General features: G+C 49.8%; 23 protein-coding genes, 2 tRNA genes and 1 riboswitch. Of the genes, 10 read left to right on the top strand and 15 right to left on the bottom strand.

Features of this window, described 5'->3' with window-relative positions; all coding sequences use genetic code 11:
• Positions 1 to 41 precede the first annotated feature (41 nt).
• From CWE07_RS04060 to CWE07_RS04040, 5 genes are all read left to right on the top strand, one after another.
• Positions 42 to 1,157 (top strand): metal-dependent hydrolase, encoded by a 1,116-nt coding sequence (locus CWE07_RS04060; protein WP_111568665.1) that lies wholly within the window; start codon positions 42 to 44, stop codon positions 1,155 to 1,157.
• 86 nt (positions 1,158 to 1,243) lie between these two features.
• Complete coding sequence (locus tag CWE07_RS04055; RefSeq protein ID WP_111568666.1) at positions 1,244 to 2,530, top strand: DEAD/DEAH box helicase; 1,287 nt, start codon at positions 1,244 to 1,246, stop codon at positions 2,528 to 2,530.
• A gap of 43 nt (positions 2,531 to 2,573) precedes the next feature.
• A complete protein-coding gene (locus CWE07_RS04050) occupies positions 2,574 to 3,170 on the top strand; it encodes an HAD family hydrolase (protein ID WP_157983213.1) in 597 nt (198 codons plus the stop codon).
• Positions 3,171 to 3,262: 92 nt separating this feature from the next.
• A complete protein-coding gene (locus CWE07_RS04045; RefSeq protein WP_111568668.1) occupies positions 3,263 to 4,117 on the top strand; it encodes a hypothetical protein in 855 nt (284 codons plus the stop codon).
• Positions 4,107 to 4,277 carry a cytidine/deoxycytidylate deaminase family protein gene (locus CWE07_RS04040; RefSeq protein WP_198679878.1) on the top strand — a complete coding sequence of 57 codons (171 nt, stop codon included), beginning with the start codon at positions 4,107 to 4,109 and terminating at the stop codon, positions 4,275 to 4,277. Before CWE07_RS04045 ends, CWE07_RS04040 begins: the two co-directional genes overlap by 11 nt.
• Before the next feature lie 92 nt (positions 4,278 to 4,369).
• Here the strand turns inward: CWE07_RS04040 and thiH are convergent, their stop codons facing one another.
• The 7 genes from thiH to CWE07_RS04005 all read right to left on the bottom strand — a co-directional run bounded on the left by thiH (position 4,370) and on the right by CWE07_RS04005 (position 12,117).
• Entirely contained in the window at positions 4,370 to 5,425 is a 1,056-nt protein-coding gene (gene thiH / locus CWE07_RS04035; RefSeq protein ID WP_111568669.1) for a 2-iminoacetate synthase ThiH, read from the bottom strand.
• The gene (locus CWE07_RS04030) at positions 5,425 to 6,189 is read right to left on the bottom strand and encodes a thiazole synthase (protein WP_111568670.1); all 765 of its coding nucleotides are present in this window, start codon (positions 6,187 to 6,189) and stop codon (positions 5,425 to 5,427) included. The genes thiH and CWE07_RS04030 overlap by 1 nt, the downstream gene beginning before the upstream one ends.
• Positions 6,190 to 6,191: 2 nt before the next feature.
• Complete coding sequence (thiS, locus tag CWE07_RS04025; protein WP_111568671.1) at positions 6,192 to 6,404, bottom strand: sulfur carrier protein ThiS; 213 nt, start codon at positions 6,402 to 6,404, stop codon at positions 6,192 to 6,194.
• Between the two features lies 1 nt (position 6,405).
• Positions 6,406 to 7,218, bottom strand: coding sequence for a HesA/MoeB/ThiF family protein (locus CWE07_RS04020; RefSeq protein ID WP_111568672.1), 813 nt, complete (start codon positions 7,216 to 7,218; stop codon positions 6,406 to 6,408).
• Positions 7,208 to 8,701 carry a thiamine phosphate synthase gene (thiE, locus tag CWE07_RS04015; protein WP_111568673.1) on the bottom strand — a complete coding sequence of 498 codons (1,494 nt, stop codon included), beginning with the start codon at positions 8,699 to 8,701 and terminating at the stop codon, positions 7,208 to 7,210. Before thiE ends, CWE07_RS04020 begins: the two co-directional genes overlap by 11 nt.
• Positions 8,698 to 10,416: a phosphomethylpyrimidine synthase ThiC gene (gene thiC, locus CWE07_RS04010; RefSeq protein WP_111568674.1), complete on the bottom strand. Its 1,719-nt coding sequence runs from the start codon at positions 10,414 to 10,416 to the stop codon at positions 8,698 to 8,700. The genes thiE and thiC overlap by 4 nt, the downstream gene beginning before the upstream one ends.
• 92 nt (positions 10,417 to 10,508) lie before the next feature.
• Positions 10,509 to 10,609, bottom strand: a riboswitch (TPP riboswitch).
• 101 nt (positions 10,610 to 10,710) lie between these two features.
• Positions 10,711 to 12,117 (bottom strand): hypothetical protein, encoded by a 1,407-nt coding sequence (locus tag CWE07_RS04005; protein WP_111568675.1) that lies wholly within the window; start codon positions 12,115 to 12,117, stop codon positions 10,711 to 10,713.
• 203 nt (positions 12,118 to 12,320) lie between these two features.
• Between CWE07_RS04005 and CWE07_RS04000 the strand changes: the two genes are divergently transcribed.
• Both CWE07_RS04000 and CWE07_RS03995 read left to right on the top strand, forming a co-directional pair.
• Positions 12,321 to 13,316 carry a Vgb family protein gene (locus CWE07_RS04000; protein WP_111568676.1) on the top strand — a complete coding sequence of 332 codons (996 nt, stop codon included), beginning with the start codon at positions 12,321 to 12,323 and terminating at the stop codon, positions 13,314 to 13,316.
• Between the two features lie 92 nt (positions 13,317 to 13,408).
• Positions 13,409 to 13,969, top strand: coding sequence for a choice-of-anchor V domain-containing protein (locus tag CWE07_RS03995; protein ID WP_111568677.1), 561 nt, complete (start codon positions 13,409 to 13,411; stop codon positions 13,967 to 13,969).
• Positions 13,970 to 13,980: 11 nt separating this feature from the next.
• Here CWE07_RS03995 and CWE07_RS03990 read toward each other — a convergent pair whose 3' ends face one another.
• From CWE07_RS03990 to CWE07_RS03975, 4 genes are all read right to left on the bottom strand, one after another.
• Positions 13,981 to 15,123, bottom strand: coding sequence for an alpha/beta hydrolase (locus CWE07_RS03990; RefSeq protein WP_241974039.1), 1,143 nt, complete (start codon positions 15,121 to 15,123; stop codon positions 13,981 to 13,983).
• Positions 15,124 to 15,362: 239 nt separating this feature from the next.
• Positions 15,363 to 16,685: a type II toxin-antitoxin system HipA family toxin gene (locus CWE07_RS03985; protein ID WP_111568678.1), complete on the bottom strand. Its 1,323-nt coding sequence runs from the start codon at positions 16,683 to 16,685 to the stop codon at positions 15,363 to 15,365.
• Between the two features lie 3 nt (positions 16,686 to 16,688).
• Positions 16,689 to 16,943, bottom strand: a complete 255-nt coding sequence (locus CWE07_RS03980; RefSeq protein WP_111568679.1) for a helix-turn-helix domain-containing protein — start codon at positions 16,941 to 16,943, stop codon at positions 16,689 to 16,691.
• 656 nt (positions 16,944 to 17,599) lie between these two features.
• Positions 17,600 to 17,676 (bottom strand) — tRNA-Arg (locus tag CWE07_RS03975).
• A gap of 463 nt (positions 17,677 to 18,139) precedes the next feature.
• Between CWE07_RS03975 and CWE07_RS03970 the strand changes: the two genes are divergently transcribed.
• Positions 18,140 to 18,910: a type IV toxin-antitoxin system AbiEi family antitoxin gene (locus CWE07_RS03970; protein ID WP_111568681.1), complete on the top strand. Its 771-nt coding sequence runs from the start codon at positions 18,140 to 18,142 to the stop codon at positions 18,908 to 18,910.
• A complete protein-coding gene (locus tag CWE07_RS03965; protein ID WP_111568682.1) occupies positions 18,907 to 19,806 on the top strand; it encodes a nucleotidyl transferase AbiEii/AbiGii toxin family protein in 900 nt (299 codons plus the stop codon). The genes CWE07_RS03970 and CWE07_RS03965 overlap by 4 nt, the downstream gene beginning before the upstream one ends.
• Positions 19,807 to 19,954: 148 nt before the next feature.
• Here CWE07_RS03965 and ybaK read toward each other — a convergent pair whose 3' ends face one another.
• Positions 19,955 to 20,422: a Cys-tRNA(Pro) deacylase gene (ybaK, locus tag CWE07_RS03960; protein ID WP_034732384.1), complete on the bottom strand. Its 468-nt coding sequence runs from the start codon at positions 20,420 to 20,422 to the stop codon at positions 19,955 to 19,957.
• Between the two features lie 356 nt (positions 20,423 to 20,778).
• A tRNA-Arg gene (locus tag CWE07_RS03955) sits at positions 20,779 to 20,855 on the bottom strand.
• 143 nt (positions 20,856 to 20,998) lie between these two features.
• On the opposite strand from CWE07_RS03955, the gene CWE07_RS03950 reads away from it, so the two are divergent.
• The gene (locus CWE07_RS03950) at positions 20,999 to 21,517 is read left to right on the top strand and encodes a hypothetical protein (RefSeq protein WP_111568683.1); all 519 of its coding nucleotides are present in this window, start codon (positions 20,999 to 21,001) and stop codon (positions 21,515 to 21,517) included.
• Between the two features lie 63 nt (positions 21,518 to 21,580).
• Here CWE07_RS03950 and CWE07_RS03945 read toward each other — a convergent pair whose 3' ends face one another.
• Positions 21,581 to 22,201, bottom strand: a complete 621-nt coding sequence (locus tag CWE07_RS03945; RefSeq protein ID WP_111568684.1) for an outer membrane beta-barrel protein — start codon at positions 22,199 to 22,201, stop codon at positions 21,581 to 21,583.
• A gap of 148 nt (positions 22,202 to 22,349) precedes the next feature.
• Positions 22,350 to 22,823, bottom strand: a complete 474-nt coding sequence (locus CWE07_RS03940) for a hypothetical protein (RefSeq protein ID WP_126818975.1) — start codon at positions 22,821 to 22,823, stop codon at positions 22,350 to 22,352.
• Positions 22,824 to 22,854 lie beyond the last annotated feature (31 nt).

Below are 22,854 nucleotides of genomic sequence, written 5' to 3'. Positions count from 1 at the left end.
GTTGCAAAGCGAGCTAAAGATATAGCAAGAGGAAAAGATACATGGATCCAGTAGCGCACGCGTTCAGCGGCTCAGCCATAGCGGCAGCGGGCTTACGCCGAGTGACACCATTGGCGACCGCAGCCTTGGTGATTGGCGCTGTGATACCCGATATCGACGGTGTCATTATGCTGGATGAATACGCGGCGCTTGCACATCGCCGCGGTTTGACCCATGGCATCGCCGCTGTATTCGTCTTTCCATTGTTGGTGACATGCTTATTATTACTCTGGGATAAGTGGGTGCGACGGCCCCGAAATCCTGCAGCTGAACCCGCTCAAGCTGTTCAGTTGTTTTTGTTCACTGCACTTGGGGTTGTATTACACCTCTTTTTTGATTGGCTGAATAACTATGGTGTAAGGCTACTGATGCCTTTCGACGACCGTTGGTTTTACGGCGACGCTATGTTCATCATTGACCCATGGCTGTGGCTGATGCTCGGCGGTGTTACATTCGTCACTTGGTCTGCACGGCGGCTGACGCTGGTGGCTTGGACGGTGCTGGCTATCTTGCTGTCGTTACCTATGTTTCTGAGCGAATTGGTCGCCCCCACCGCACGCGTGTTATGGCTGCTTGTGCTCTTCACACTGGTATTGATACGTTGGCGTTGGCCTTTGCAGCAAATGAGCGCACGACGCACTGCCACTGTTTCGCGCGTGGTACTCATTGTCACTGCCGCCTACATCGGTTTGAATATTGCCAGCTCCGCAGCAGCACGCATGCAAGTCCATGCTATCGCCACGGCGCAAGGTATTGCGGTAACCGACGTCATGGTTGGCCCGGTGGCAGTGAACCCTCTGCGCGGCACGGTGATAGTGCAAACCGATGACGCTTACTTGACTGGCCAATGGAACTGGCTAAGTAGTCCGCGATTGGAACTGGAACCGTCGGAATTACCTAGTTTAATCCAAGACCCACGCACCCAAAGCGCTGCTAACACCTCAGAAGCGCAGAATTTTCTGCGCTGGTCACGTTACCCATACGCACTCATTGAGTCTGCAAATGATGGCGGCTACACGGTGAAATTTCACGATGTTCGGTTTGCCGATTTTGACGATGCTATCAGTGGACCCAAAGTTGAATTAGACCGTAACTTTGAGGTACTCAGCGTTGATTAAGGGACAATCTGGTTAAATGACATGCGGTGAAGGCCAGTCTGAAGTAGAATACGCGCTCTTATCATTATTGAGTTGCACATATATACATGAATTTTTCTGAACTCGGACTTTGCCCTGAAATTCTCGCCGCCCTTGAACGTCAAGGTTATACCCAGCCAACCCCTATTCAACAACGAGCGATTCCCGAGGTGTTAGCCGGTAAAGACTTGATGGCTGCGGCGCAAACAGGCACCGGTAAAACCGCAGGTTTTACCCTTCCGATTTTAGAAATGCTAAAAGCTAACGAGCGCGCTAAGCCAAACACAGCACGAGTGTTAATTTTGACCCCGACGCGTGAGCTGGCGGCGCAGGTAGGCGAAAGTGTCGCTACTTACGGTGCGAACTTACCCCTGAATTACGCGGTGGTGTTTGGCGGGGTAAAAATTAATCCGCAAATGATGAAGCTGCGCAAAGGCGTCGACATTCTAGTTGCAACGCCAGGGCGTTTGCTCGATTTGTATCAACAAAATGCCGTGCGTTTTCCAAAGCTTGAAATGCTGGTGCTTGATGAAGCCGACCGCATGCTCGACATGGGCTTTATCCACGATATTAAGAAAATTATTAAGCTGTTGCCAGAAAAGCGCCAGACCCTGATGTTTTCGGCGACGTTCTCCGATGATATCCGCAAACTCGCCAAAGGCTTAGTCAACGACCCCGTTGAAGTGTCCGTTGCCGCAGCCAATACCACTGCCGAAAGAATTGAGCAGATCATGTATCCGGCGCAAAAAAGCCAAAAGCCGCGCATGTTGATGCAGATCCTGCGCAACCTGAATATTCCGCAAGTGATTGTTTTTTCGCGTACAAAGCATGGTGCGAATCGGTTGGTGAAGCAGCTTGATGGCGATGGATTTCTAGCCGCCGCAATTCATGGCAATAAGAGCCAGGGCGCTCGCACCAAAGCCTTAGCGGACTTCAAAGCGGGTAAGGTGCAAGTCTTGGTGGCGACAGATATCGCAGCACGCGGCATTGATATTGATAAATTACCTTATGTCATTAACTATGACTTGCCTCAGGTGGCAGAAGACTACGTACACCGTATTGGGCGCACAGGTCGAGCAGGCCAAGTCGGACATGCCATCTCGTTGGTGATGGACGAAGAATTTAAAACTCTGAAAGCGATAGAAAAAATGATTGGCCAGCCAATTGAATCGCGCCAACTTGAAGGCTTTGACAAGGTTGAGTTGACGGGCACGACACCAGCACCGACGCGAGGCCAAAGACCGCCACGTAAGCCTGCCGGTAAGCCAACTGCAAAAGCCGATGGTAAGCCCGCGAATAAACCCTCGCGTCGCAGCCGAGGCCAGCGTTCAGGCCCGAAATCCACTTCACGCTAAACCGCGTAATCAATGCATATTGATTAGCGTGAGAGGTAAATGCGTGCAGCATATCAAGGGTATTATTTTCGATTTGGACGGCACGTTGGTGTCGTCGTCGTTAGACTTCAACGCTATTCGCCGTGATATTGGGTGCCCACCACAGCAAGATATTCTGGATTACTTAGCCGCGCTTCCCGCTAACGAGCGGGAGCAGGCTCAAGCGCTAGTATTTCAGCATGAACTTGACGATGCGCACAGTAGTGATTGGATGCCGAACGCGCAGTCATTTATTCACCAGTGTGCGCTTGCCAAGATACCAATGGCCATAGTGACTCGCAATTCAGCGCAGCCAACGCACATTAAGGTGACCCGCAACGGGATTCCGATTAGCCATGTCGTCACCCGTGAACAATCCAAACCAAAACCTGACCCTAGCGCATTATTGGCGATTGCACAGCAATTTGACTTGCCGAGCGATGCCATCATGATGGTGGGTGATTATAAATACGACCTTCAAGCGGGTCGCAATGCAGGCATGGCAACATGTTTGATTAATTACCAACAGCTACCTGACTATGTGCATCTAGCTGACTATAGGTTCGAGCATTTTGGTTTGCTAAGCGACGCCATGTTCAATGCAAGCACGGCACGCTTTTAACGCATTATTTAGTTACCAACACTAAAAAATTTGCCCATTCGCAGGTAGCATAGGAGCGAATATCCAATCGAGCTGAGTCAAAAGGACGTGCCATGATACTCGACATATTTTTCGGTACTGTGATTGTTATCCCAATGGCGATCGGCATGCTGGGTTATCCTTGGGCAGTATGGAAATGGCTTGATCAGCGCTACTTGAACCGCCGTGGTATCGGTATCTGGCCGCAAGTTGGTGCCGTATTGGTGGCATTGGTACCCTTTGTCATCACTCTCGCATTATTTGGCCTGCTGACGAGCGTACTCGAAATCGGCCCTTCGTCTGCAGACTGGCAGCGCGTGCGCGAAGCACACCCCAGAGGCATTCCTCCACAAGCGTTTCCCATGGCCTTCGGTATGTTGCTTGGGTTATTCGCGTTTGCGCGCTACGCCGACAAGCTCACTCGACACTTGCCTTTATTTAACCAGCTCGACAACTCTAAGCCTGCGAGTCAGGCGCTGCGCACTCAGCCAGATCAGCTACACCCGCTAGAGAGCTACGCCAAAACTATGTTCCTTGGCCCGCGTGCGCGCTATCAAGGGGCCGTCGCTTTGCAACAAATTCCAGCGTTTGCGGCATCGCCGAAACACGTACAAGCCCAGTTTTATCAACAGTTTCTTGACTCGCAGCTGCTTATTATCGTCAAGCGCACAACTAACCTTGCCCAATTGCGGCCAAGAGATATCAAATACGTCACAGGCACTGCCTTTGCCGCTGAAGATGAAGACTGCCTACGCTCGTTTCGCAGTGAAGCGCGTGCACCTTTGGTGCGCCTGACCGGACGGCAGCTGCTAACTTATTTGAGCGATGAGGCTGAGCTACTAATTCAGCAGCCCGAACTGATGCTATTGCTACAGCCAAGTGATTTGAATACCGCGCGGCGCGTGATGGAGGGTAGTCATGTTGACTGAGGATGTGCTCGCTGTGAATGAACATCTGCTGCGCTGTGTCGAATTGGCTGAAGAGGCCCTTGCCGCAGGTGATGCGCCGTTTGGCTCAGTACTTGTCGATGCGCAAGGCAAACGGCTTCGTGAAGACGGCAATCGGGTCAATTCCCGCGATAAAACCTAACTACCTCGCATGCAAGCGTTACATCAACAATATATTCGCCAGCGGTCGGCGCGTTGATTCAAGCTAGTGCACCAATGTATTGTTAACTGCTTTTAAGCGAACACCTGATGCCAGTCAGTCCAGACGGGTTCAAGGCCATGTTTGTCTAGCACTGTTGCCATATCCCTCGCATTGCGCGGGTCGCTGGTTGCAAACTGCTCCAATGCAATGGTTTGATCAGCATAGCCTCCTGGTTGCGTTCTCGACCCTGCGCTCATATGCGTAATGCCCAATAACATGAGATGGTCGCGCAAAGCTGCGGGCTCCCGCGTTGATAAACTGATTTCAAGGTTTGGTTCAAAAAGACGAAACGCGCAAATCAATTGAGTAAGCGTGCGGTCATTCACAAGGTGCTGACTTTCAATCCCTCCAGCGCAAGGGCGTAAACGCGGAAATGCGAGGGCGAAACGCGTGCGCCAGTATGTGCGTTGTAAGTAGCGCAAATGTCGGGCACAGGCGAGTGCATCGGCACGCCAATCAGCCAGACCCAGTAACACGCCTAAACCGATCTTATCGACACCCGCAGCACAAGCACGATCCGGTGTTTGCAATCGCCATGACATATCCGTTTTTTTACCGCGGATATGATGGCGAGCATAGGCCTCAGGTTGATAGGTTTCCTGATACACGTAGACCGCTGCTAAGCCATAGCGGCGTAATTCAGCATAATCAGCTTGGCTAAGGGGTTGAACTTCCAGAGCGATATGCGAAAAGTAGCGCTTCACGACCGTCAATGCTTGGCGAAAGTAGGGCATCCCAACCTGGCGTTCGTGTTCCCCAGCGACGAGTAAAATAGCATCGAACCCAAGGGTTTTAAGTGCCTGACACTCCGCTTCGAGCGCTTGCATGGAAAGTGTAGTGCGTCGAATACGATTGCTCATAGAAAACCCACAATAGGTGCAATCGTTGGCACACAGGTTTGACAGGTAAAGCGGGATAAATAAGCGCATTGTATGGCCGAATCGCTGACGCGTGAGCGTCGCAGCGGCTTGTGCCATCAGTTCAAGGTGCGGTTGCGCCTGCTCACTTAGTAGCACGTTGAGATCTTGCACTGTCATGACAAAACCAGGTTTGCCCGCATGTTGAATGAGATCAGGTATATCAGTCATCAGCGCTCCAAAAATGAAGTCAACGGGCTGGTCGCACGCGCTTGGAGAGCAGGCGATGAAATCCTTCCTTCTCGCGCAAGCATGGCGGCGTCACAAGTGAGGCGAAATGCTCGCGCCATCGCGATAGGATCGCTTGCGCAAGCAATCGCGGTATTCACCAATACGGCATCGGCGCCAAGTTCAAAAGCTTCCGCTGCATGGCTGGGTGCGCCGATGCCGGCGTCGACAATGACGGGCACTGTGCACTGTTCAATAATAATGCGTAAAAAGTCGCGAGTTTGCAGGCCTTGGTTAGAGCCAATTGGCGACCCTAGCGGCATGACCGCATGACAACCAACTTCCTGCAGGCGTAAACATAAGGTTGGGTCAGCGGAGCAATAGGGCAGCACCACAAAGCCTAATTGCACTAATTCCTCCGCTGCTTTAAGTGTCTCGATGGGGTCGGGTAGCAAATACCTAGGGTCGGGGTGTATCTCGAGTTTCACCCAGTGCGTGCCGAGCAGATCACGCCCAATTTTTGCTGCTAACACGGCGTCCTGCGCGGTTTTAGCGCCCGATGTATTCGGTAAAAGCTGCACGTTGAGCTGACGCAGCTCGGACAGTGTGCGATCGGGTGTCTGACCTTGTTCGATTCTTTTTAGCGCCAAGGTAACAAGCTGGCTGCCGCTGGCGCCAATTGCGTCGCGCATCAGCGTTGGACTGGCAAACTTGCCACTGCCAGTGAGTAACCGCGATTGAAAAAGAGTATCTGCGATGCTGAGCATGCTTAACCTCCCGCGACAGCGACAAACACCGAAAACGAGGCGTTTGCAGTTAACGCGTATGTAGCCCATTGCGACCTTGGAATCACCGTATTGTCAGCGGCCACAGCGATGTCATTAATATCAACACCGCTACCTTGGGCAAATACATTGAGGACGCTATCAAGCGTATCATGGCTGGTGCAGTGGATTGGTCTTTGATTAATTAGAATTTGCATTTCAAACTCCGGAATTAGGTATTGATGAATCGTCGCTGGATGCGTTGCTGTGGCTTACATGGCCGCAAACCGAGCAAGATGGATCAGGCTGAATGCGCAACAATTGATGCTCACCAAGTGTGCTATCAAGCCGCCATAGTTGGCTCCAAGGCACGTTCGGGTCACCCAATAAAATGCGCAGAGCCAACGCGGCTTGATAACATCCAGCCATGCCAACCATTGGGCCGAGAACGCCCTCACTTTGGCAATTACCCGCTCGCTGGCTATCTATCGGATATAAGCATCGGTAGCACCCATGGTTACCGTGCGGTCCGCACAAGCTTGGCTGAAAAGCCGCGGCTTGGGCATGAAGCCCAATCGCCGCAGCACTCACCAGCGCGACACCTGCATCCATCGCGTACGCATTAACTAACTGACGCGTAGTCATATTGTCACTACAGTCCAGTACAAGGTCTGCGCCGCTCATCAAGCGGCACAGGTTGCTGTTGTCCGCATACTCAGGTATCGCTTCGACCTGTGCAGCCGGTTGTAATGCTTTAAGTTGCGCGGCCATCACCCGAACCTTCTGCTGGCCAATATGCGCCGGACTATAAAGCCATTGCCGAGGTAGGTTACTTACACTCACAATGTCATCGTCGCATAGCCTTAAGTAGCCGACACCCGCGCCCACAAGGTAGGGCGCAACCACGGTCGCCAGGCCGCCGGCCCCGATGACAACGACCCTTGCTTTGGCTAAAGTTTTTATTCCGAGCTCTCCACATAGAGGCAACATAATTTGCCGGCTATAGCGTAGAAAATCATGATCAGATAACACGGTTGAATGCCTCCACAGTGGTGGCAAGCTGGTCACTCTCGCAATCGCCAACAGCTCGCACTACTGCTAGGCTACCAACGCCACAGTTAGCGACCTCTGTCGCGTTATCGAGATTGATACCGCCAATCGCAACCGTTGGTACATTGGCTGAGATTTGCACATAGTGACGGAGTCGCTTTAACCCCTGAGGACGGCTTTTCATCACCTTGGTTGGGGTCGGGAATACATGCCCGAGAGCGATATACGAAGGGCGTAAGCGCAGCGCGTTCAATAATTCGAAATAGCCATGGGTGGATACCCCTAAGCGCACGCCGGCTTGTTGAAGTGCGGCCAAATCGGCTTGTTGTAAGTCTTCTTGGCCTAAATGGACGCCATAAGCATGGTATTTTAAAGCAAGTGCCCAGTGGTCATTAATGAACACTCTAGCTTGATATTGGTTGCCAAGCTGTGTGGCTTGCAAAACAGCCGCTTCAATATCAACATCAGCTTGATGCTTAATGCGTAGCTGCAATGTGGTTACCCCCAACTCCAGCAAGCTGCGCAGCCGCTCAACGTTGTCCACCACTGGATACAAACCAAGTTGTTGGGTCTCTACAGGGGCAAAGGCTTGCTGAGCTATTGACGGCGTATCGCCAATGAGAGGCCAGAGGGTTTGAAGCGATGGAAAGTAGCGAGCAGGAGTGGGCAATTGCGTATGCGCGACGGGGCCAGGCCCGCTTCCAACTGCCTTCGCTTTTACCAAGCCAGCAGCGATGTAAGCGTTGGCTTGCACTATGGCATCTTCAATCGGGTCCCCGAGAGCCATGGCTGCAGCAATAGCTGATGCCATGCTACAACCGGTGCCATGAGTGTGGGCTGTGCACACTCGCGGCTGCTGAAGGCAAAAGGCTAAATCCTGACTGATAAAATAATCACATGCTTGCTCACCCTGCCAATGTGCATGCCCCCCTTTGACCAACACAGCGTTAGCACCTAGCTGAATAAGGAAACGAGCGCCTTCCAGCAAACTCGTGTCGCTATCAATCGGGTGTCCGCAAAGTAATTCAAGCTCCGCGATATTCGGTGTCACCAAGGTAGCCAGAGGTAGCAGATGCTGCAGCGTAGCTTGCAGCGCATGATGCTCGGTTAGGCGACTACCGCTGGCGCTTATCGCCACTGGGTCAATGATCAGTGGCGTTGGTTGTAAGCTCTGTTGGTAAAACAGCGCGAAGTGAGTGATTTGCTCCACCGTTGGCAGCATGCCGACTTTAATAGCTTGAGGGGGTAAGTCCTCCAAAAGAGCGCTTAGCTGGGCTTTGAACATCGTCAGCGAAGTCGCTTCAATATGGCTAACCGTCAGCGAGTTCTGCGCGGTAATTGCAGTGATAACACTACATGGATACGCACCAAACGCCCGTATCGCAGCGATATCTGCCTGAATACCGGCACCGCCGCCCGAATCGGAGCCAGCAATAGTCCAGCAAATAGAGCGTTTAGATATCATACCTGCGCCTCTTTGATCGCAATTCGGGAAGCCATAGCTGCTTGCTCGCGTACCTCCTGACTTATTCGCATTGAGCAAAACTTAGGGCCGCACATGGAGCAAAAATGTGCGCTCTTATTGGAATCCTGCGGCAAGGTTTGATCGTGGTATGCACGGGCAGTAAAAGGGTCAAGCGCCAGGTTAAATTGGTCTTCCCAGCGAAACTCAAAACGAGCTTTCGACAACGCGTCATCCCGCACTTGTGCCCCGGGATGCCCTTTGGCTAGATCTGCTGCATGCGCTGCAATCTTGTAGGCAATGAGCCCTTGGCGAACGTCTTCTTTGTCTGGCAAACCGAGGTGCTCTTTGGGTGTGACATAGCACAACATGGCACACCCGAACCAACCTATCATGGCTGCACCAATACCTGATGTGATGTGGTCGTAACCGGGGGCGAAGTCCGTGGTAAGTGGCCCCAAGGTATAAAATGGTGCCTCATGGCAGTGCTTAAGTTGCTCGTCCATATTGGCTTTAATCTTATCCATCGGCACATGGCCGGGCCCTTCAATCATCACCTGAACATCATACTCCCAAGCGATTTTGGTCAATTCACCCAGGGTGCGAAGCTCAGCAAACTGCGCCTCGTCATTGGCATCTGCAATCGAGCCAGGGCGGAGACCATCACCTAATGACAAAGATATGTCATAGCGTGCGCAAAGCTCGCATATTTGCCGAAAGTGGGTGTATAGGAAGTTTTCCTTTTGATGGCTCATGCACCACTTAGCCATAATAGAGCCACCACGCGACACAATGCCAGTCACGCGTTGAGCCGTCATTGGCACGAAGTCACGCAATACCCCAGCGTGAATGGTGAAGTAATCGACGCCTTGCTCTGCTTGCTCAATTAGCGTTTGCTGAAACATTTCCCAACTCAGGTTTTCGGCTATCCCGTTTACTTTTTCCAACGCTTGATAAAGGGGTACGGTTCCTACCGGTACTGGGCTATTGCGTAAAATCCATTCCCGCGTGGTATGAATATCTCGTCCCGTTGATAAATCCATAATAGTATCGGCACCCCAGCGCACCGCCCAAACCAACTTTTCGACTTCTTCTTCCACCGATGAAGTGACTGCTGAGTTACCAATATTGGCATTCACTTTGACTAAAAACTTGCGTCCGATAATCATCGGCTCAGCTTCAGGGTGGTTCTTATTCGACGGTAAAATTGCGCGGCCCGCCGCGATTTCATCGCGCACACATTCAGGACTAATGTGTGTGCCTCCCATGCTTTCACGCAAAGCTACAAATTCCATCTCGGGGGTAATGACCCCGCGTCGCGCGTAATAGAGCTGGGTTGGGGTGGGGTCTGCTGCACGCTCGTTTATCCATGGGCGGCGCAGTGGTGGCAAACCTTGTTGTACGTCAATATGCGCTACACTATCGCCATAAGGGCCTGAAGTATCATATAGGTTCACAGGTAGATTGGGCGTGCGCACAGGTGATTCCGGCGTGCCCGACATAGTGTCAGATAACGCCACCTGGCGCATAGAAACACGAATATCATCGCGTGATCCGGTTAAATAAATACGGCTGGACGCCGGGTAAAAATGGCCCGATAGTTCTTCAATAAAGCGCTGAGCCTGCTGCCGACGTTCACGGTTATTACGTGGTGGGGTGTCGCATACAGCACGGATAGATTGGCGTGAAAATAACGGATTGTGTTCAGAAGTTGACATAGCAAATACCTAAATGTAGATAAAATTTGCTTGTCAGGAGTGTGTTAAAAGCAACAAAACAGGCCTAATTTACCTTTATACGAACCAGGTATGGCCTGATGCAACTTGTTCCCTTCGCAGGTATTAGCCTGATCAGGTTCAACGGATCCCGCGTGAACGGTCTCAGCCCCTAGGGGCACTCCGACAAGATGAATATATAAAGCTTACGCTCTTTTTTATGTTGGCGTAAATTTGACAGAATTGCCAGTGGTGCGGGCGAGATTTTTTCTCGCACCGTGTTAACACTTGCACGCGCTAATCACTCACTTCTGGCGACAAAGTGATGTGTATGTGCGCATCGGTGGATGAAGACTCAACTTGCCAATTGATGGGCGCGTAAATTTTAGATTCACCAAATTTGAGGTCTAATTCGCCCATGGCATTTAAATCATCCAAAGTGGTGATTGGCGTGTGACTCCAAACCTGAAAGCGAAACTTACTGATATCAAACAGCAGAGGCGCGCTACGAATATCGGCTGTTATTTGCGGAATATCCAATTGAAACATAGCCGCTTCGGGTAAGAAAATCACGGATGGTGAAAGCTGGTGAAAGCCGGCCTGACCCGCAGAAAAATGAGTGTGGAAACCAGCCGTTTCCTCGTTTATCTGGATAGGGACATGAATATCTAGCCGATAGGGGTGCGAAGCTTTAATGTCAGCAAGCGTGACAGCCTTAGATTGAGACGCCTGCGCGCGGGTTAAGTAACTGGAGAAGTCATATTGGGTGAGTACGTGATTAAACTTTTCAAGTGCTGCGTCCGGGGCGACTGAAAACACTTCAAGTGCGAGCTCATAGGGCGTTTTACCTTGCTCCATCTCATGGCGCCAGTCGGTATCAGGCGCGGCGAATTCATCCATCAGGCTAATCAATGTTGCTCCAGTCGCATAGGCTAAACGGCGCACGTGCGCGGCTATATCGACCTCAGCGGGGAGGCTATCAAACAAATAGCTTAACTGTGCGCGATAATCCTGCCCATAGGTGCCTTGCAGCCCCACCCACTCCGCCGAGCCTTCAATACGTTCGATGTCACCAAGGTAACTAGCTACTTGTGGGGCAAGTAGCTGATTCAAGGCCACGCGCACAATTAACCAATCATGAATGTGCTCAAGCTCGCGGCTGGCATGTGCTTGTTTTGCAAGTGCGAGCTGTAACGTTAGCAAAGCACGGGTTGGGGCTTCATTCAGTTGCGCGGGGTCGAGGAATTGACTGCGCTCTACGTCGGCAAATGCGCTACGTTGATAACCATGGAAAGCTTCATGTATTAAGGTCTCGCGGGCGTCTAGCTCGTCAGAGTTAACGCCGCCTAGCATGGCGGCGGTTGCGACTTGATCATTGGGCAGCGGATAATTAATGTAAAAATGAAAGTCGGTAATATTCGGGAGTCGTTCCGCGTAGTAATAGTAGTGGTCGGAGAGCTTCTGATAGTCAGGAAGTGGTTCATTGTGTGTAAACAGTACGGCTTCGCCATCAAGGTTATAAACAATAAACGGCGTAGTTTCGTCCCAAAATTTGGGCCATACACTTGCAATACGCGGGTGTAGCGCCTGTGTCGTGGTCGCGAAGTGCAGCAAATCTTGTTGGGTATCAGTACATGAAACAGCTGAATAGCCCGATGAAGATGCCACCAGTGTGGCGAGAAGTAGTGAAGTTTTGGCAAGCATGAGATTCCCTTTTTGCTGCAAACGTCCTTAATGGATAAATTTTGACCTTTGAACAGCCACTTTACTGAGCACTGTGATTGTATGCAAAAGATTTGTGCTGCGTTTAACTACATGGTGGTTTAACACATTATTAACTAAACTCTGGGCACTGCATGGGGTCGTATAGTTAACCGATGCGAATAATATTGAGAGAGGGGTTGGATATGAAAACAGCTTTAGCCATGACTACTTGTCTTAGTTTAGGTCTTTCTGCAAGCGCGCTTGCAAGTGACAACAACCATGTTGACGTGTCATTAAATTTTCAGGAATGGGACGTGCCTTTTGAAGGTCCACGAGCTCGTGACCCTTGGGTGGTCAGTAGCGATGAGATTTGGTACGTGGGTCAGCGTAGTGATTACGTAGGTATTTTCACCCCGTCGACAGGCGAGTTTAAGAAGATTGACTTACCTGAAGGTGCAGCGCCCCACACGGTGGTCGTCAACGAGCGCGGCGGCTGGTATGCGGGCAACCGCGCGGCGCATATCGGCCATGTGGACCGTGAAACCCATGAAATAACTCAAATTCCATTACCAGGTGACGGCCCGCGTGATGTTCACACCTTTGATTTCACCAGCGACGGCAACCTTTGGTTTACCGTGCAAGGTGGTGCCCAAGTGGGTCATTTTGACACCCAAAGTTACGAATTTACTGTGTATGACGCAAGCTCTGAACGTGCCCGTCCGTACGGTGTTATTGTGCACGACGACCAGCCATGGTTTGTATTCTTTGGCACCAATCAAATCGCTACCGTAGTTGACGGTGAGCTCAAGGAAATTGATTTACCACGTGAATCTACTCGTCCGCGTCGCTTAGCAGTTACCGACGACGGTATGGTGTATTACGGTGATTACGCAGACGGTTACATTGGGCGTTATAACCCAAATAACGGTGAGATTACCGAGTGGCGTGCGCCATCTGAGGCTAATTCACGTCCGTATGCCATGACCAGCGATGATGAAGGCCGCGTCTGGTTTGTTGAAACCGGCGTGCAGCCTAACCGTTTTGTCGCGTTTGACCCAGCGACTGAACAATTTAGTCAGCCATTTGAGGTGCCGACTGAAGGTGGCAGCGTTCGTCATATGGTGGTAGATAGTGACACCCATTCCATTTGGTTTGGTACCGATAACAACACCATTGGACAAGCAACTATCTCTGACTAGGCAATCAGCTAGATCAGGTCAACATTGCTACGCAAGTGGGAGGCGCGTCAGCTTCTCGCTTGCGTGCAATGAGTTTCAATAGGTCAATATACATGTTGAATGTAAAACCCAAAGCGCGAGTGGCCTTAGGCCTCGCAATCTTTTATCTCGCGGCAGCCTTACCGGCCTTGGCCTTCCCTGAGGGCGCCGAACCCAAGCTGACCGGCGGTCAGGGCTTCGATGATTGTTCGAGCTGCCATTTTGCTGGCCCAGACAAGCGTGAAACCAGTGGCATAGAGTTACACGGTTTAGCTGAACAAATGGTGCCTGGTGCGTGGTATCAACTAACACTGGAGGTGACCGACCCAGAGCAGCAAGTCGGCGGCTTTCAGCTAGCCTTTCGCGATCTTGCCACTGGCGAGTCAGTAGGTGAGTTTGACATGGGTGATGGTCAACTCATCCTGCCACATGACAATGTCAATTTTCTTGGGCATAGTAAGCCACAGCGAGCAGAGCAGGTTGACGGCGACAAGGTAACACGCTGGCAGTTTGTGTGGCGCGCGGGTGATGCAGAGTCTCTTGAACTATCGGTCGCCGCAGTCGCCGCCGACGGTGATGACTCATCCCTTGGTGATAACGTGTATACCTATAGTCGTGTATGGGGTGCGGATTAGGTTGCAGCGGTTTACTGCGCTGCGCGCTTCAGGCTGCGGTTTTGTAAAAGTATCTCGCTGATATACTTTGAATCATGTTTGCGTGCATACTCGACCGCTTTTTCGGACGCATGTAACGCCGATGTGTGGTTATCGCTCATTCTATAAGCTGTGGCTAAGCTATCCCATAAGATTTCTGAGTACGGAAATTGCTCGGTTCCGGCTTCTAATATTTCGACTCCCCAACTGAGCTGGCCTTCATAAGTTGCTTTGAGTCCATACACATTGTACTGATGAACTGACATAGGTACTTGATATCCGGACGCTTCGGCGTATTCACTGTAAAATGTTTCAAGTTGCTCGAGGGATTTGATGTCAACTTCTGGCACTGCGTTGAACCCCTGAAACACCGATCTAAGCCCCACCACATTACCTATTAATGGTGTAGAGTCGTGAGTTTCATTATCAAATCGTCGAAGTTCCCATCTCAGATTGCTTGCTTGCGCGTTCGCTAGTAAATACTCAAGTCTTTCAAAACCTTCTTCCATTTCGTCAGGCTCAGTCGCCATACTCGCGAACCAACTCACCGAATTTGGCGAGTCAGGAGTCGGGTGTATGTCTGACAGTATCGCGAAATCATCCCACCATAGACTTGGGCTTATTGAAATCGCCGCTTGTATATCCTGCTCATGGTGTAGAGCAAGGTAGGCCGAGTACAAGCCGGAAAGGGAATGGCCTGTGACCGTGGTGTGAGGTGCAATGCGGTAGTCTTCACGCAGCTGAGGCAGTAGCTCCGCAACAATAAACTGAGTGTAACGAGCCGCGCCGCCAGAGCGACCAGCGAACTGCTCTAATTCTGTATGCGTGAAGTTGAGCAAGCGGTTGTTAGCACTTATTCCGACCACGATAAGCTCAGGAATTTCCGCAAAGGTGCTCATAAACTCAATGTTACCCGCGATATGATTGAACTGCGTTGAACCATCCATCACAAGCAGTATTGGGTAATGAAAGGTGGCTGAATGCGGGTAGCTTTCAGGCAAGGCAACTCGAATCGTTATATCTTCGTCGAGTATTTCAGAAGCGAACTGAAATGAAGTGCTATTCGCAAACGCACTCGAAAGCTGGAAAGCGGCGAGCGTACATACTGCTGCAATGACTTTAAAACAACGATTCACGTTGAATTCCTTTTTGGTTTTCTTTGGAAAGGTCTTATGAGCACTCAGAACTTATTAGACAAACTACCGAGCTTAGTAACTGCTTAAGTAAGACGATTTGTCACATGTTCAGTATTGAGTGAGTCAGATATTGTTACTACACTTCCTGAAATAATGAAAGGAATTGGTACATGAAAGCCTCTTAAAGCATTTGATGGCGAGCCCGAGATGGTTCGAGACTTGGCCTCGGTCTGCGTTGGTCAACGCTTATATTCGCCGTGCAGTTTCCGCGCATATCTGCGCATTCCTTCGAAAATTGGTTCAGCAATATAGCTTGGGAAATCAGAGGGTAGATCAGCAGTAACTTTCTGTATGACGCCTTCTGTTAGCGCAGCCATTTCGTCCAGTATTTCATGCATGGACTCTTCGCTAAAGCCTACTTCCCTTGCGGTTTGCACAAAGTGTTTACGACGGATCATACGGCACTCATATTTTCTGCCTTTGCTACCTCTGAGTGACATGGCCAGTTTAAGGTCTTTTTCGTGCAACCCCTTTTTACTTAAAGCTGGAAAAGCTGACAAAATGTCGTATAGCGGCGTGAGACTATATTGATTTTCTTGCTTGATAAAAATTGAAAAGTTCTTCGCGTGACCGTCGGTTGCGCCTAATAGCCAAAACAGAACTTGTGCACGCATGAAGATGTAGCGGTCCTTTGCCGGATTGCTTGCGCCTAAAAGCTCATTCATGATTGTTAGGATTGTTGGGCCACCATCGGATTCATATTTTCTGGCTGCAGAGGTACCTGTGACCTGACAAAAATCTTCTTGTGGTAGCCGCATAATCCAAGTGCCGTCGGAGCTGAGTTTTCGGTCAAAGCGTTTCACTGCGAGTGCTTTCATATTGTCAGGGGCGATGATGTCGCACTCAGCCGCTTCAAATCCATATGCTGCGGCAATTTTTAAACACAAGTATTCATTTTCTACACTGTGAGTCATGTCAATCACGCGGTCGTGAGACTTAATTTCGCCAATGGGCAATTTGATAATATGAGTGGTTGGTGTTGCACCAAGAGGTAGATGCCACTCCCCGTGGTGAAACAGTAAAGCTGTTTTCTCTTGCGCACCGGCGAGCGAGATACGAAAGTCAGCGGTATCTTCTACCATCCCTAATGGCGCTTTGGAGTGATATCCCTGTAGTATTTTTGCGACGCTTTGCTCGCTAAGAGGGGTAGCTTCAATACGCTTAACATCAGGTGCTTGCGAGCCGTGCGGGATGAGCTGAATAGCCCCGACGCAATCACGCCCGATTTCGGCCAGGATATCAAATGGCTCAGTTGATTTTGCGCGAAAGCGAGCGACAATGCGTTCACGAATGTCACGATTATCTGGGATGAGGTTGTCAAAGTAATTGTAGACTTCAGGCCCTGAGTAAGCCGCGGCGCGAAGTGGCAATGATAAAGATATACTCCGTCGCCCCGGGGACTCAAGCCACAGATTGTCATAACTGAAATGATTAGCACCGCTCCGCGCTTGAGTATACTCGCCAACTTTGGTTCCATTCATATATAGATCAAGCTTCTTCATTCGCTACCACCCTTCATTCCATTCAGTAGAGCCTGCTGAGGGGGCTTCGCTTCGGGGCGCGATGTCAATTTTTAGGTTAAGGGCTGCCATAATTCTAAAAACAGTGTCTAATTTACAGGTTTCAGGTTTGTTCTCGAAGTTTGAAACAGTTGCCACCCGAATACCGACAAGCTCCGCAACATCAGCCTGGGTTAGGCTTTGTTTAGTGCGGTATTCTTTAACAAAGGTACTGAGCTGCTCAGGCCGTGTGATGTTCATAATTCGACTGCTCCAAAGTGTGATGCTTACTTACTAAGCATTCAAATACGCTGAAGCGTATTTATCTGAAGTATACGCTATAGAGTAAAAATTAAATGTATACGCTGTAGAGTAAATTGTCAATTTTTACGCCGCAGCGTAAGCTGAAATTTCGCTTTGCTATTCATCGGTATCATGAAGCGTAATGAGTGGATGGGCAGGAGTGTCAAGTCAAGCCCGCCAACCTGCCTTACATGTAGAAGTTGTGCACCGTCGAGGTGTACGCTAGGGCAGTCGGTTTGCAGCACCAGGCTGGGAGTTCGTCGTGGCTTGGCGCATGTTATTATCGGCGGTACGCCCTGACCAGGATTTGAAATGGCAGCGTGGCTAAAGGATGCAAATAGCCGCTCAGGGCCACAAATGCTGATATCTGGGGCGTTGCCAAGGTCGTGGGGGCGGTTTCGAAAATTAACGTTCGCAAAAAAGATATCAGCATTGGTCTGCAACGACATCAGGCTGCTACGCGGTGTCGTTCCAAGGTGGCATAAATGCCAAAGTTCATCACAATCAATCACCAGCAATTCTCCCTTAACCGCCTGCTTAAGCGTCAGAGCATGCTTTGCAGTGTCCCGCCGAGAAAATGGAATCTGGAAGGAGATTGCTTTGAAAGCCTTTGATGGCGCGCCCGAGAGGATTCGAACCTCTGGCCTCTGCCTCCGGAGGGCAGCGCTCTATCCAGCTGAGCTACGGGCGCTTATTTCAATTTTTGACTTCTACTCTCAACGCCGATTTGCCGTCGGACCTTTACCTCCGGAGGGCAGTCACGGGTTCGGTGGTAAATCGTTAAAGCTAGGCGTGGTAAGGGCTTAAGCGGTGTTGTGACTTTTTGTTGGGCGTCGAAATCGACACTTTTGAGACCGTTTAATGACAAAATTGGTCACAGAAAACCGACTCCGAAATTTCAATTTTTGACCTTTGCCTCGCGACAAAAAATTCTGAACCTTCCGAAAAACCTGAGTTTTTAGGTGGAAAAAATTCCACCTTTTTGACTTGGTTTTAGGCCAGAAGGAACAGGAAGTATTTAGTGGAATGACAATCTATCTAAATCATCGATAGGCTTTTGGGTTTGAAATTTAATAAAAATTAGCACCATTAGTACTGACATAATTGAAAATATAAACTAACCTGTAGTTTGAAATGATTAACAGGTTAGTACCATGAGTGCGGATATATCATCAAAATTAAACCGGCTGCTGAGCTCCCAACCATTGGGCGTCGTGCTCTGTTCATCTTGGCTTGTTGAAAATGGCTACAGCCTGAATTTGCAGCAACGCTATAAAAAAAGCCAGTGGTTTGACAGCATCGGGGCTGGTGCATTAATACGCTATGGCGACCACGTGGATTACCTCGGCGGGGTGTACGCCATGCAAACTCAGCTCGGCTTATCGTTACATCCTGGTGGGAAGACAGCCCTAGGGTTGCAAGGCAAGGCGCATTATTTAGAGCTTTCCCCAAAGCACGTGCAGCTATTTGGCGCTCACGGCGAGCATGTGCCTCTTTGGTTTAAAAAACAAGATTGGAGCGTTAACGTCAAGTGCACGCTTTCTAGCTTTTTGCCGGCGGAAATCGGTTTAACCGAAATACCGCATAAACAGTTCACGGTTAAAGTATCAGAGCCGGCGCGAGCCATCATGGAGTGTCTGTATCTTGCACCCAAATCACAATCGTTACTGGAAGCTTATGAGCTCATGGAGGGCCTCAATAACTTGCGGCCCGCATCCGTACAAAAGTTATTAGAAGCCTGCAATTCAATAAAAGTAAAACGCTTATTTTTATATCTGGCCGAAAAAGCGAAGCACGATTGGATGAAGTATCTTGATTTAGGAAGAGTAAACCTAGGCTCGGGTAAGCGTGCGATAGCAGCGAGCGGTGTTTACATCCCGAAATATCAAATCACTGTACCAAAAGAACTGGAGTCAATGGAATGAACGAAGCTTATAAAAGGCAGGTAAAGCTGCTACTCGATGTGTTGCCGGAAATCGCGAAAGAGGATTGCTTTGCGATGCATGGCGGTACAGCCATCAATTTATTTTTGCAGGACATGCCAAGGCTTTCTGTAGATATTGATTTGACTTATGTTGGGTTAGAAGTGCGCGCGGAAGCACTCGCAGCAATCAATGCTGCGCTACTGCGAATAGAAGATCGTGTTGATAAGTTGCGAGCAACGATTAGGGTTCAGCACAAGCCGAATGTGTGTAAGCTTCAAATGAGTGAGTATGGCGTTCAAATAAAAGTTGAAGTGAATATGGTTGGGCGCGGCTTAATTGGTCCTACAAAAAAGCTGCCACTTTGTTCAGCAGCACAAGAGCAATACAACGTGTTCTGTGCGATGCCAGTGGTGCCATTGGGTCAGCTTTACGGTGGGAAAATCTGCGCAGCGTTGGATAGACAGCACCCGCGAGACCTTTTTGACACGAAACTATTGTTGGAAAACATAGGGTTTACTGATGAAATCAAACGGGGTTTCTTATTCGCACTGATTAGTAGCAATCGACCAACACATGAAATGCTTGCCCCCAACTTACTTGACCAAAGGGCAGCTTTTGAAAACCAGTTTGAAGGCATGAGTAATGTTGTATTTACTTATGCTGATTTTGAAGCGACACGAGTCAAGCTAATAGAGACTGTAACTCGGAGTTTGAACGAGGCGGATAAGCAATTTCTGCTTAGTTTTAACGGCTTAGAACCGGACTGGTCTGTTTATGATTATCATCAATTTCCATCGGTAAAATGGAAGTTGATGAATTTGGCGAAGTTTAAAAAAGAGAGCCTAGAGGTTTATCAACTACAGATGGAAAAGCTTGCCGCCTTGTTAGTGAGTTGAGCATTCTATTTATGACTGCTCCGATTTTTCGGGGGGATTACATCAGCGAATACTGGGAAAGGTAACAGTAGTAACAAGGTAAGTCTTCGGAGCATGTTCTTCCTTAAATAATTCAATGACCCAGCGCAACTGACTGACTCCATGAAGTTTACTGACACAGTTCCGCGAACTTCCCATTTAACAGCGTTTTTAAGTCGCTCGGGCTCAGCTCCAGATCGACCCCTCGGCGACCGGCGCTAACAAAGATTGAAGTATGGCGATCCGCCGATATATCAATGACCGTTCTCAGGCGTTTCTTTTGACCTAGTGGGCTGACCCCGCCCAGAACATATCCTGTCGAGCGTTCTACATCAGATTTTGTAGCCATCAGAGCACGTTTAGCGCCAAGCGCTTTTGCCGCAAGTTTGAGGCTAAGCCTGGATAGCACGGGAATAATGGCGACAGCCAATTCGCTGTCATCAAGACACACCACCAGGGTTTTAAATACCTGCTCTGCAGGCGCACCCAGTTTCTCTGCCGCTTCAGCACCATAAGACGACACCGACGCATCATGAACGTACTCATGCACTGTGTGCCCTATTTGATGTTTTTTAGCTATATTAATTGCAGGAGTCATTATTGTGCGCTCACCTAAAATCCAATGTCATTTGCAGCTCTAAAAATACTGGATTAACTATAAACCGGTGGCCAGTTTTTCTTGACCTACAACGACATTACAAGATTATTCAGATTAGAGCAAATATTAGCCAGCTCAGAGCGTCATTACGGAAATGGAGAGTAAAGGTCAAAAATTCACACTGCAAAAATCCGACCTAAAAATTCTGCCACAGATTTGCCACATATCTGCCACATGCATTTTTTAGGTGAGTTTTAGCGAATTTAGGCAAAGGTCATGGGTGATTTGAGGATGACCTCAACTCATAAAAAGAAAAGTAATGGAATTTGCAGGGGAAATGCTTTGAAAGCCTTTGATGGCGCGCCCGAGAGGATTCGAACCTCTGGCCTCTGCCTCCGGAGGGCAGCGCTCTATCCAGCTGAGCTACGGGCGCATTATGTGGTGCGTGTTTGGTGTTGCGGGCTTGGAACGTCACAAGCGGGCGAGATTGTAGGTAATTTGCGGTCGCATGTCTAGCGCAGCGTTGGTAAATGCTGCTATTTTAGTGCTTTGAATGGCATAGGGAATGGCACGCTGATGAAAGCAATTTGGACGGTTTTGGTCACGGGTGGCTTACTGGCTCTCGCACCTGCGGCGCACGCGCAGAAGTTTGCGATAGGCTTTGGTGGCGGGAATTCAATTGGCAGTAATAGTTTCGTTGATTCGAGTTACCTGAATATCTGGGCGGGCACGTATGACGGCCGTGGTGCAATATCAGGCTGGTACGCGTCGGGCAATATTGGCTCATCGTACTGGCGCAACGACGGTTATTATCAGTTCGACGAATTTGGCCGCCCTGAAGCGCGACGAGTGCGTTATCAGTCTGAGTTTTGGGTGTTTAGCACGGGCCCAACGTATACGGTGAACCGTTATGTTACCTTGTTTGGAGGGCCTGGTTTGGCGCACCGCAATAGTAGGCGCGACTTAGGCAGTGAGACCAAGATTAACTTCAATGCAGGGGTTAAATTCCATATTGGTCGCCAGTCATCGATCATGCTTCAGGGCGATTCAGCCCAGCAAGGCCTTGCGCTGTCTGTTGGGTATCGTGTGTTTTAAAAAAGCCCCTTGCGCAGAGCGCGAGGGGCCAATAGGGAGAATAGTCTGGGCTAAGCCTCACGCTTAGAATGCGTAGGTCACACCCACGGTAAAGCCATCTAAATCACCCATGCGCAGCTGTCCAGTTGCGGCTAAGTTACGCGTTAGGTAGATACGAGTACCTGCGCTGTAAGAAGTCAGGCTTTCGCGGTCAAAGTCGATGTAGCTGACTTCGCCGTTAAGCTCCATGCGCGGTAATACCATGGCACGTACGCCAGCGAATGCGCCCCAATCGGTGGTGCTTTCATCACCAATCTGCCACTCACCATCTGAACCTAAACCATAATTGGTTTTGATATATGCGACCTGTGGGCCGACATACGCAGAGACGCGCTGATCTTGGCCGAAGATAAAGCCGACCCGACCAGTGGCGATATCTAAGTCAGTGCTACCCAGACCAGTCACGCTGCCAGATACTTCGCTGTAGCTACCAGACACAAACATGTATTGGCCTAAACGGGCTGATAATTCGGCTTCGAAACCGTCAAAGGTGGTGTCGGCTTCGTCCCTTTCCACATATTTTGCTTCAACATATGAAAACGATGGCGTCTCGCTCGGAGAGACTTGTGCCAGCGCTGCTTGGCTTCCAAGCCCGAGGGTGAGCGCCGCTAACGTCGAAAGTACCATTGGTTTAGTTTTCATCATGTAACTCCTTCGTTTTGGATGTGCCTTAAGTGTTGCTGAAAACTGGGCAGTCGCAAGTCAGGAAAGGGTTTAGAAGTGTAAAAGTGGCGTTAAGGGCGTAAAGCCAGCCTTAGTTTTATTGGGGCTGGCTAAATTTCGCACCAATTTTTTAAGTAATTTGATGGGCTGTAAAGGAACTTTCTGCAGGTTCAACATGCTCTACTGCCGCCCGAGCGGGTTGGTCTTGGGTTTCAATATGGGTGTCTTGTAAGCGCAGCATGCCGGCTAGAATAAGTAAAAAGCCGATCACTGCCACTAGCCCATGGCCCCAAACAATCGCTGGTGGGATTAAGATTTCCTTGCGGTGGAAATTGAAATACATCCACAAACCAAAGAGTGCGGCCAAGGTGAGTAATACCACACCAATATTGGCCAGCATCGGATAGCCAACGAACAGGCTGCCATACAATAAAATACCAAAGCCGACTAAAGCGAAGCTGCCGTGCCACCATACTAGTACTGGTGGCGGGTTGACGTCCTTGCCAAAGCGAGCAAAGGCCAGCATGACCCCGAGAATAATGGCCATTAAAAATAATATACACGCAAGCCCAAGCATCAGGGCGGGAGTTACAGTGGGAGTCATAGACTTCTCCTGGTTAATTGTTCACCAGTAA

Source organism: Aliidiomarina maris, assembly GCF_003987335.1.
Lineage (GTDB): Bacteria > Pseudomonadota > Gammaproteobacteria > Enterobacterales > Alteromonadaceae > Aliidiomarina > Aliidiomarina maris.
The sequence above is the reverse complement of the archived record's forward strand: the minus strand, read 5'-3'. Positions and strand labels throughout refer to the sequence as shown.